Source organism: uncultured Aquimarina sp., assembly GCF_947500065.1.
Classification (GTDB): domain Bacteria; phylum Bacteroidota; class Bacteroidia; order Flavobacteriales; family Flavobacteriaceae; genus Aquimarina.
On the sequence record NZ_CANMQT010000035.1, the window covers coordinates 1 to 1337 of the forward strand.

The window sequence follows — 1337 nt, forward strand, 5'->3', positions numbered from 1 at the left end:
TGTTTTTAAGTCACAAGAACAAAACAAAAGAAAAATGGCAAATATTTGAATTAGGTTTCTTTTCATTACTTACAACGTTTAATATATGTGTCGTAGCAGGGCAAAATGTTACCTTGCTTTTTAATTTTTCTGCGCATTGGTTGCTAACTTTTTCATTCTGCAAGCATTGCGCCATTGCAAAAATACACAGACTTTTAGATTCTTCATCTAGCTGCTATGACATATATATAGTGTTATGGCACGTACCACTTTTACAAGCCTGAACTTGGTAAACAAGCCGCAATAAAGTGATATCAGATTGCGAATTGCTCCGTATTATTTTTCATAATCTCCAGCGATCACTTTGCTGCTTTTGGATATATCACTTAACAAACTAAAAAAACACAAACCCTTTTTCCGTCAAAATTATCGTGATAAGCCAAAAAAAAGCGATTTTTCAGCACTCTACTACTTCGAAATATTCCTTTTGAGTGATTTTTTTATTGCTTTTTTACTTTGGATCCGATACAAACCACTGCAAAAACTCTCAGTTCATACGATCGAGGTTCGTCCGCAGACAGGTTCAGATTGCGTTTTGCTTTTCAGATAACAAGTATGTGCCCTAACGGTTATTGTATGGTGCGTTTGCTTCCCGAAGGGAGCATATGCATTATACAAAATGTTAGGTTTTCGTACTATTTTAATTGCTTTTTAAGTTTGCTTGGGTCCTGCCTTGTATCAAAGAGAGTAATTATTTCGATTTCTTTTTTTTCAAAATTAACTCTGTAATAAAAAGTCGTTTGTTTTGTAACAACACATTTATAAAGTCCGTTTAACTCCTTAGATCTTGGACAACTATCGGGTTGTAAAGTTATTTGATTAATTTTTTCAGTTAATTTAGCAACAAACTCGTTTTTAACTTTTAGATTCCATTTTTCTATAAGATATTCAGTGAGTTTTAAAAGTTTAGATTCGGCAAGTTCGGATAAGTAAACTTTCATTAAGAAATCTTTTTCAAAACATCATCATAGGAAATTCGTTGACCTTTTTCGAGTTCTTCAATCCCTCTTTTAATTTCTTTTTTTTCTGATGCACTTAAATCATTCCAAAAATCTGCTTTTTCATTATTAATATAGTCAGTCACTTTTTTAATGAATTCACTACTATCGATATTCAAAATCATTTTAACCAACTCAATTTTAGAAGCTTTAATATCCATTTCCTTTCCTTTATTTCAAAAATACGAAAAAATTAAGTTTGATAGTTTTTTGGGTATGAAACCTAACGTTTAGCTATGCGTAGTGCGGAAGCAAAAAATCACTGTTCTTCGATCCAGCACTTAGCCAAAGTTTATGTTT

The 1337-nt window shown here is 31.9% G+C and carries 3 protein-coding genes; 1 reads left to right on the top strand and 2 read right to left on the bottom strand.

The annotated features are described in order from the left end of the window. Window positions 1-263 (top strand): hypothetical protein (locus Q0975_RS28310; RefSeq protein ID WP_299444343.1); only part of this gene is annotated, 263 nt, incomplete at its 5' end. 411 nt (window positions 264-674) lie between these two features. On the opposite strand, the gene Q0975_RS28315 is transcribed toward Q0975_RS28310, so the two are convergent. Then, on the bottom strand, window positions 675-980 hold the full coding sequence (locus Q0975_RS28315; RefSeq protein WP_299444346.1) for a type II toxin-antitoxin system RelE/ParE family toxin: 306 nt from the start codon (window positions 978-980) through the stop codon (window positions 675-677). After that, complete coding sequence (locus tag Q0975_RS28320) at window positions 980-1198, bottom strand: hypothetical protein (RefSeq protein ID WP_299444349.1); 219 nt, start codon at window positions 1196-1198, stop codon at window positions 980-982. The genes Q0975_RS28315 and Q0975_RS28320 overlap by 1 nt, the downstream gene beginning before the upstream one ends. Between the last annotated feature and the right edge of the window lie 139 nt (window positions 1199-1337).